This window comes from Longimicrobium sp., assembly GCF_036280135.1.
GTDB lineage: Bacteria > Gemmatimonadota > Gemmatimonadetes > Longimicrobiales > Longimicrobiaceae > Longimicrobium.
In genome coordinates this window covers 1-8561 of record NZ_DASURI010000980.1, presented here as the reverse complement: position 1 = coordinate 8561, position 8561 = coordinate 1, and the positions used below count along the sequence as shown (strand labels likewise).

At 71.4% G+C, this 8561-nt stretch carries 9 protein-coding genes; 6 read left to right on the top strand and 3 right to left on the bottom strand.

Going from position 1 to position 8561, the window contains the following annotated elements; genetic code table 11:
- From VFZ20_RS31530 to VFZ20_RS31520, 3 genes are all read right to left on the bottom strand, one after another.
- Window positions 1-869: DUF2156 domain-containing protein (locus VFZ20_RS31530; protein WP_329687953.1), on the bottom strand; the 869-nt coding region annotated here is incomplete at its 3' end.
- On the bottom strand, window positions 859-2733 hold the full coding sequence (locus tag VFZ20_RS31525) for a chloride channel protein (RefSeq protein ID WP_329687952.1): 1875 nt from the start codon (window positions 2731-2733) through the stop codon (window positions 859-861). The genes VFZ20_RS31530 and VFZ20_RS31525, both read right to left, overlap by 11 nt.
- The gene (locus VFZ20_RS31520; RefSeq protein WP_329687951.1) at window positions 2726-3232 is read right to left on the bottom strand and encodes a MarR family winged helix-turn-helix transcriptional regulator; all 507 of its coding nucleotides are present in this window, start codon (window positions 3230-3232) and stop codon (window positions 2726-2728) included. The genes VFZ20_RS31525 and VFZ20_RS31520 overlap by 8 nt, the downstream gene beginning before the upstream one ends.
- A gap of 291 nt (window positions 3233-3523) precedes the next feature.
- Between VFZ20_RS31520 and rpmE the strand changes: the two genes are divergently transcribed.
- The 6 genes from rpmE to VFZ20_RS31490 all read left to right on the top strand — a co-directional run bounded on the left by rpmE (window position 3524) and on the right by VFZ20_RS31490 (window position 8504).
- Window positions 3524-3730, top strand: coding sequence for a 50S ribosomal protein L31 (gene rpmE / locus VFZ20_RS31515; protein ID WP_329687950.1), 207 nt, complete (start codon window positions 3524-3526; stop codon window positions 3728-3730).
- A 160-nt stretch (window positions 3731-3890) separates the two neighbouring features.
- The gene (gene prfA, locus VFZ20_RS31510; RefSeq protein WP_329687949.1) at window positions 3891-4952 is read left to right on the top strand and encodes a peptide chain release factor 1; all 1062 of its coding nucleotides are present in this window, start codon (window positions 3891-3893) and stop codon (window positions 4950-4952) included.
- A 250-nt stretch (window positions 4953-5202) separates the two neighbouring features.
- Entirely contained in the window at window positions 5203-6072 is an 870-nt protein-coding gene (prmC, locus tag VFZ20_RS31505) for a peptide chain release factor N(5)-glutamine methyltransferase (RefSeq protein WP_329687948.1), read from the top strand.
- A gap of 20 nt (window positions 6073-6092) precedes the next feature.
- The gene (locus VFZ20_RS31500) at window positions 6093-6452 is read left to right on the top strand and encodes a YlbF family regulator (RefSeq protein WP_329687947.1); all 360 of its coding nucleotides are present in this window, start codon (window positions 6093-6095) and stop codon (window positions 6450-6452) included.
- Window positions 6453-6471: 19 nt separating this feature from the next.
- Window positions 6472-7149 carry a CDP-alcohol phosphatidyltransferase family protein gene (locus VFZ20_RS31495; protein ID WP_329687946.1) on the top strand — a complete coding sequence of 226 codons (678 nt, stop codon included), beginning with the start codon at window positions 6472-6474 and terminating at the stop codon, window positions 7147-7149.
- Between the two features lie 8 nt (window positions 7150-7157).
- On the top strand, window positions 7158-8504 hold the full coding sequence (locus VFZ20_RS31490) for an inositol-3-phosphate synthase (RefSeq protein WP_329687945.1): 1347 nt from the start codon (window positions 7158-7160) through the stop codon (window positions 8502-8504).
- Window positions 8505-8561: the final 57 nt, after the last annotated feature.

Genomic DNA, 8561 nt, shown 5'->3' with positions numbered 1-8561 from the left:
CGAAAGTTGTAGAACCGGTTGCCGTGCGCCCGCGTCCAGGCCAGCGCCAGCCGCAGCCACGCGGGGCTGGCGCCGGCGTCCTCCGGCGCGTGGCGGGAGAGGGGGGCGAGCCCCAGCGTCACGTAGCGCGCCCCGTCCGCGGCCAGGGCGCGCATGGCGGCGTCGATCATCCGCTCCGTGGTGCCGTTGGGCGCGCCGTGCCCGCGCACCCACTGCTCGATGAGCCAGCCGCCCCGCGCCGGCACGGGCGTGGCCACGGTGAACCCCACGGGCTCGCCGTCCCGCACGGCCACGAAGACGCGCCGGTCCAGCAGCCGCGACAGCACGTCCGGCTCCACCATGAAGCGCAGGGGCGGTAGCCCGCGGGTCTCCAGCCACTCCTCCAGGCAGCGGCGCAGCGCCGGGTCGGCCCCCGCCCGCGCGGCGGGCCACTCCTCCACCGAGACGCCCTTGTTGCGCGCGCGGTTCAGCTGCGCGCGCATGGACGCGTGCCCGTCCACCACGGCGGGCCAGCGCGCCGCGTCCCACACCGGCTGCGCGCCCAGCAGGACGCGGGCGTGGGTGGGCGACGGGCGCAGCACCTCCTCCAGCCGGTGCCCGGCCCCGAAGTAGCACACGCGGCGGCCCTCGTCGCGCGCCCCCGCCTCCAGCTCCTCCGCGACGGCGGACAGGCGCCCGTGGGGGCAGGCGGGCGCGCCCGCCACCACCCGGTACCCCGGCGCGTCCACGAACCCCGCCACGGCGTCGCCCGCGGCCGCGAACCACAGGCAGATGCCCGGGTTGAGCACCTGGTACGCCGCCGCGTTCCATCCCCAGCGCAGCACGAGGGCCCGCGCCCGGGCCAGCGCGTCCCCCTCGTCAGGCGGCATCGCCCGCGCCGGCGGCCCGGGGGCGGCGGCGGAGGAGCACCCGCCGCGCGCCGTGCGCCGCGTCCAGCCGGTGCACGTGCGCGTTCAGCAGGTCGCTGCGCGTGAGGATGCCCCGCGCCTCCGTGGGCCGCGCGCGAGAGACCACGGCCAGCCGCCCCACGCCCTCGTGCACCATGTGGTCGGCCGCCGCGCGCAGGGTGCTGTCCTCGTAGACCACGACGGGCGGGCGGCGGACGAGGGAGCGGAGCACGACGGTCCCCGGGACGGCGGCGTCCAGCAGGTCGCGCCGCGTGAGCACACCCACCAGGGCGCCGTCCTCGTCCACCACGGGAAAGCCCTGGTGCGTGGCGCCGCCCGCGCCCGAGGCCAGCCAGGCGCGCACCGCGTCCAGCCGGTCGCCCGCGCGCAGGGTCACCAGTGCGCGGGTGGCCACGGCGCCCACGCGCACCTGGCGCAGGTAGTCGCTCACGTACTCCGTCTCGGCGCCCGTGCCGCGCCGGGCCAGCTTTTCCGTCATGATGGAGGTGCGGCTCACCAGCAGTGACACCAGGTACGCCGCGCTGCACCCGGCCAGCAGGGGCAGCAGCCCCATGGGCTGGCGCGTGGTCTCGAACGCGAAGACGACAGATGCCAGCAGCGCGTGCGACGCCCCCGCGAAGATGGCCGCCATCCCCACCAGCGCCGCCACGTGCGGGTCCACCCCCAGCCACGGGACGGATGCGGCCGCGGCCCCCAGCAGGGCGCCCGCCCCGCCCCCGATGGTGAACAGGGGCGCCAGCGTGCCGCCGGAGGTGCCGCTGCCCAGGTACACGGCCCAGGAGACGAACTTGAGCACGACGAGCAGCAGCAGGGCGCGCCCCGCGATCCCGCCCGAAAGCACCTGCTCGATGTTGGAGTAGCCCACGCCCAGGGTGCGCGGCTCCGCCCACCCCACCACCCCCACGACCACGGCGCCCAGGGCCGGCCACCACATCCAGTGGAGGGGCACCCGCTCGAACGCGTCTTCCACCGCGTACACCACCCGCGTCACCTGCGCGGCCAGCAGGCCCACCAGGGCGCCCAGGACGGCGTACGCCACGAGCGCCGTGCCGCCCGGCTGCGCCACGGCCGGCATGGAAAAGACGGGACCGCCGCCCACCAGGGCCAGCCGCACGCTCGTGGCGGCCGCCGCGGCCAGCGCCACGGGGACGATGGACCGCGCGCGGTACTCGAACAGCAGCAGCTCCACCGCCAGCAGCACGGCGGATACGGGCGTGCCGAAGGTGGCCGCCATCCCCGCCGCCGCGCCGGCCGCCAGCAGCGTCTTGCGCTCGTCCGCCGTGATGCGCAGCACCTGGCCCACGAGCGAGCCCAGCGCGCCGCCCGTGGCGATGATGGGCCCCTCCGCGCCGAACGGCCCCCCCGTGCCGATGGCCACGGCGGCCGAGAGCGGCTTGAGGAACATCACCCGCGGGGCGATGCGGCTCTCCCCGTGCAGCACCTTTTCCATCACCTCCGGGATGCCGTGCCCCCGGATGGCGGCGGACCCGTAGCGCGCCATCACCCCCACGACGAGCGCGCCCAGCACCGGCACGACCACCACCCACGGGCCCAGCCGGTTCTCCGCGGGGGAGACGAACGCCGTGTCCAGCCGCCCGTAGAAGGCCAGGTTGGTAATGAGGCCGATGAGCCGCGTCAGCAGCTCCGCGATGAGCCCCGCCCCCACGGCCACGGCGATGGACACGCCGCACAGCCACACCACGCGCCCGTCCACCCGCGGGTGCTCCCGCGGTGCCCGCACGGACGCCAGCGCGGGCGCCATGGACGGCGCCACGGCCAGCCCGTCCGCCGTGGCCGCGTCCCCGATCCGCTCGTGCTCAGCCATGGGACGGCTCCTCCTCCTCGAAGAAGAAGCTGGCGGGAAGGTCCTGCATCCCCGCTTCGCGCACGAGCGCCGCCAGCCCCTCCGCCAGGGCACGCACCTCGTTCGCCGGCATCCGCCCCAGCGCCTCCACCATCCGTGCCTGGGCACCGCGGGGGGCGCCGCGCACCAGGTCGTGCCCCGCGGGGGTGATGGCGATCTCCATCCGCCGCGCGTCCTGGGCGGACGGCGTGCGCGCGGCCAGGCCCCGCTCCACCAGGCGCGAAACCACGGTGGAGACGGAGCTCTGGTGCGTGCGGGTGCGAGCCGCCAACTCGTTCACGGACCCCGCGGGTGCGTCGGCCAGCTGCTGCAGCACGAAGAGCTGTGCCCCGCTGATGCCCGTGGACCGCTCCACGGAGCCGGTGGAAAGGCGCAGCGCCTGCACCAGCGTGCGCAGCGCGTCCATGACGGCCGCCGCGTCGCGCGGCTGCTCCGTCGATCGATTTGTATTGGATCCCATACATTCAATCCTACCACCGCTCCCCTCCGGGTGCAAGCACCCGCGCGCTCCGTCCCGGAACGAGAGAGGCGTCCGGTCTCCTCGTGAGGCCGTGCCGTTGCCGGCTGTCCCCTGTAACCTGCCCCTGTAAGCCGCCGTTCAGCGCCCTTTCCGCCACGCGCCAGGCGCCCCGCGCCACCGGTTGCCCAAAACGAGAACTTTCGTTATCTTGGACGATTCCCTGACCGCCCGTGCGCACCAATCCACGGGGATGGTCTACCGGAGCCGTACTCAAGCACCAGGGTGGCAGCAATGAAGGCCGACATTCATCCGAATTATCAGACCGCGACGGTGCACTGCGCCTGCGGCAACTCGTTCCAGACGCGCACCACCAAGGGCGACATCAGCGTCGACGTCTGCAGCAACTGCCACCCGTACTACACGGGCAAGCAGAAGCTGATGGATACGGCGGGCCGCGTGGAGCGGTTCCGGCAGCGCTACGCCGCCGCCGGCAAGTAACGCGAGGCGAGAGCCGGGGCCAAAACCCCGGCTCTCTCTCTATCCGGCCCGCAACGGCAGGGGATAGGGAACAGGGAATAGCCGGCGGGCTTCGTGAGGCAGGCGGAGTCCGTCCCTACTCTCGCACTCTCGCACTTTCGCACTCTCGCACTGGCCGTTCATGCTCGACCGCATCGCCGAAACGCAGCGCCGCTACGACGACCTTTCCGTTCAGCTCGCCGACCCCAACATCCACGCGGATCCCAAACGGCTGCGGGAGATCTCGCGCGAGCACTCCCGGCTGTCGCAGATCGTGGAGGCGGCGGGCCGGCTGTCGCGCGCGGAGGCGGAGCTGGCCGGGGCGCGAGAGATGCTGGACGACGCCGGCGGCGACCCCGAGCTCACCGCCATGGCGAAGGACGAGGCCGAGCGGCTGACGGCGGACGTGGCGCGGCTGGAGGACGAGCTCAAGCGCCTGCTCATTCCCCGCGACCCGCTGGACGACCGTGACGCCGTCGTAGAGGTGCGCGCCGGCACGGGTGGCGACGAGGCGGCGCTGTTCGCGGGCGACCTGTTCCGCATGTACCAGCGCTTCGCCGACCGGCGCGGCTGGAAGGTGGAGGTCGTGAGCGTGTCCGAGGGCACGGCGGGCGGCTACAAGGAAGCCGTCTTCGTCGTCCGGGGCGAGAACGCGTACGGCGACCTGCGCTACGAGAGCGGCGTGCACCGCGTGCAGCGCGTGCCGGCCACCGAGACGCAGGGTCGCATCCACACCTCCGCCGCCACCGTGGCCGTGCTGCCCGAGGCAGAAGAGGTGGACGTGCAGATCAACCCCAACGAGCTCAAGATCGACGTCTACCGCAGCTCCGGCCCCGGCGGCCAGTCGGTGAACACCACCGACAGCGCCGTGCGCATCACCCACCTGCCCACGGGGCTGGTGGTGACCTGCCAGGACGAGAAGTCGCAGCACAAGAACAAGGACAAGGCCATGGGCGTCCTTCGTTCGCGGCTGCTGGACATCCGCATCGCCGAGCAGGAGGCGGAGCGCGCGCGCGACCGCAAGGCGCAGGTGGGCACGGGCGACCGGTCGGCCAAGATCCGCACGTACAACTTTCCGCAAAGCCGCGTGACGGACCACCGCATCGGCTTTACGACGCACGCGCTGCAGCAGGTGATCGACGGGTCGCTGGACGAGCTGATCGAGAATTTGAAGCTGGCGAGCCAGGCGGAGCGGGCGGCCTGAACTGCAGGGAACAGGGAACAGGGAATAGGGAATAGGGAATAGGGAATAGCCTGCAACGGCGCAGGGCAGGGCATCCCCGAGGATTGTCGTCCGATGCAGTTCTCCCCCTCCCCCGCAGAGCGGGGGCCGGGGGGAGAGGGCCCTCGGCGGACGAGAGACAGCCCGCGACGCTGCACGAGCCCCGAGCCCGCGACGACGTCGGTCCCGTCTGCCCCCGAACGTAACGATCCGAACCCGAGCGGAATCCAGATTGGCAACGGACACCAGGCGCTGGACCGTCGTGGAGATGATCCGCTGGACGGCGGAGTACCTCGCGGGCAAGGGATTCCACAACCCGCGGCTCAACGCCGAGCTCCTGCTGGCGGGAATGCTGGGCCTCAAGCGGCTGGACCTGTACCTCCAGTACGACCGGCCGCTCACCCCCGAGGAGCTGGCCGAGTACCGCGAGCGCCTGCGGAGGCGTGCGCGGCGAGAGCCGTTGCAGTACATTGACGGGACCGCCGCCTTTCGTGACCTTGTGCTCAAGGTGGACAGGCGTGTATTGATACCCCGTCCCGAGACGGAACGCCTCGTCCAGGAAGTGCTCGACTGGGCCGCCGGACGCACGGACCTCCAGGCCGTGGACGTGGGTACCGGCTCCGGCGCCATCGCGCTCTCGCTCGCCACCGAGGGCCCCTTCGCGCGGGTCGTCGCGACGGACGTTTCGGACGCGGCGCTGGCGCTGGCGCGTGAAAACCATCACCTTTCCGCGTCCGCGGCGCCCGTGGACCTTCGCGCGGGCGACCTGCTGGCCCCCGTGCGCGGCGAGCGCTTTCACGTGGTGGTCTCCAATCCGCCGTACATCGGCGACGAAGAGGCGCCCGCGCTGGACGCCGAGGTGCGCGACTGGGAGCCGGCCGGGGCCCTGTTCGCGGGAGCGGGCGGGCTGGACGTCATCCGCCGCCTGGTTCCGCAGGCGGCCGATGTGCTGGAGCCCGGCGGGCTGCTGGCCCTGGAGATGGGCGCGGCGCAGGGCGCGGCGGTTTGCGCCATCATCGAACAAACGCATGCGTTCGGCGCGCCGCGGGTGCGGCCGGACCTGGCCGGGCGCGACCGCATCGTGCTCGCCGAGCGACTTTAGCCTTTCTGTCAGGAGCGGGGATGGACCAGATCTGGGAAAAGGCGCGCGACGTGGGCCGCCTGATCGCGCACAGCGACGAGTACAAGGCCTTCAAGCGCGCCAGCCAGAGCCTGAGCGACGACCGCGAGGCCGTCACCCGGCTCAACCGGCTGCAGGCGCTGGAGGACACGTTCACCACGGCCATCCAGCAGGGCACGGAGCCCTCCATGGACGAGCAGCAGGAGTACGAGCGGCTCGTGGGCGAGGTGCAGGGCATGCCGGGCTACCAGGCCCTGGCCGGCGCCCAGCAGGGCTTTGACCGGCTCATGCTGCGGGTGAACGAGGAGATCGCCAAGGGGATCGAGGCGGGCGAGCAAAGCCGGATCATCCTTTCCTCCTGACCCGGGCGCCACCACCATCATGAAGTTCCTGCCCAGCGACCTGCGCGAGGCCGGCACCCGTCTGCTGACGCCGGTGCTGGAGCTGTTCGTGCGCAGCGGGCTGTCGCCCAACGTGATCTCCACCATCGGGTTCATGGTCACGATGGGGGCGGGGCTGGCCTACTTCCTGGGCAGCCTGCAGTGGGGCGGCTTCCTGGTGCTGCTGGGCGGGCTGTTCGACGTGATCGACGGGTACGTGGCCCGCAAGACGGACCGGGTCACGCGCTTTGGCTCGTTCTACGACAGCACGCTGGACCGCATCAGCGAGGTGATGGTCTTTCTGGGGGTGTTCTCGCTGTACAACGGCGGGGCGCCCAACATCGGCGAGCCGTGGATGGTGTACGTGGTGGCGGCGGCCATGGCCGGCTCGCTCCTCGTCTCCTACACCCGCGCGCGCGCCGAGGCCATGGGCATCGACTGCCGCGTGGGCCTCATGCAGCGCGCCGAGCGGGTGCTGCTGCTGGGCATCGCCACCTGGTTCTTCGCCACCTGGCGCGGGGGCCTGGTGCTCACCCTGGTGATGATCGCCATGGCGGTGCTCACCAACCTGACGTTGATCTATCGCATTATCTGGGTCTACCAGCACACCCGCGCGCCGGCCGCCCCCGTGCAGCCGTCCCCGGCGCGCCGCGCGGCCCGAACACCAGCCAAAAGGTAAGACACACCGTGCGCAGCGACAGCTACGTGCCGCGCCCCGCCGAGGGGCGCCTGGGCATTCTTCTCCCCGGCCTCGGGGCCGTGAGCACCACCTTCATCGCCGGCGTGGAGCTGGTGCGAAGAGGCATGGGGCGTCCCATCGGTAGCGTGACCCAGATGGGCACCATCCGCCTGGGCAAGCGCACCGAGAACCGGGTGCCGGCCATCAAGGACTTCGTGCCCCTGGCGGACCTGGACGACATCGTGTTCGGCGCGTGGGACCCGTTCCCCGCCAACGCGTACGAGAGCGCCATCAACGCCGGCGTGCTCGACCGCCACGCCCACATCGAGCCCATCGCCGACTTCCTCATGGGCATCGAGCCCATGCCGGCGGTGTTCGATCAGAACTACGTCAAGAAGCTGGAGGGCATCAACATCAAGCCCGGCACCAGCAAGCGCGAGTGGGCCGAGGCCCTGCGCCAGGACATCCGTGACTTCAAGGAGAAGAACGGGTGCGACCGCCTGGTGATGGTGTGGTGCGGCAGCACGGAGATCTACATCAAGCAGAGCGAGGTCCATAAGACCATCGAGGCGTTCGAGGCGGCCATCGACGCGAACCACGAGGACGTGGCGCCGTCCATGCTGTACGCCTACGCGGCCATCATGGAGGGGGTGCCGTACGCCAACGGCGCGCCCAACCTGTCGGTGGACTTCCCCGCGCTGCTGCAGCTGGCCGAGCAAAAGGGCGTGCCCGTGGCGGGCAAGGACTTCAAGACGGGCCAGACCCTCATGAAGACCATCATCGCGCCGGGGCTCAAGGCGCGCATGCTGGGGCTGGACGGCTGGTTCAGCACCAACATCCTGGGCAACCGGGACGGCGAGGTGCTGGACGACCCGGGCTCGTTCAAGACCAAGGAAGAGAGCAAGCTGTCGGTGCTGGAGCACATCCTTCAGCCCACGACCTACCCGGAGCTGTACGGCAAGTTCAGCCACGTGGTGCGGATCAACTACTACCCTCCGCGCGGCGACGCCAAGGAGGGGTGGGACAACATCGACATCCGCGGGTGGCTGGACTACCCCATGCAGATCAAGGTGGACTTCCTCTGCCGGGATTCGATCCTGGCGGCGCCCATCGTCCTCGATCTCGCGCTGTTCATGGACCTGGCCAGCCGCGCGGGGATGAACGGGATCCAGGAGTGGCTCTCGTTCTACCTCAAGAGCCCCATGGCGGCCGAGGGCCTGTACCCGGAGCACGACCTGTTCATCCAGCAGATGAAGCTCAAGAACACGCTTCGCTGGATGATGGGCGAGGACCAGATCACGCACCTGGGCCTGGACTACTACCTCGAGGACGCCGACACGCTCGCCGGCGTGTGAGCGGAAGTGCGGTAGTGCGTGAGTGAACGGCGGCCCGGCTTCCTTCGTGGAGGCCGG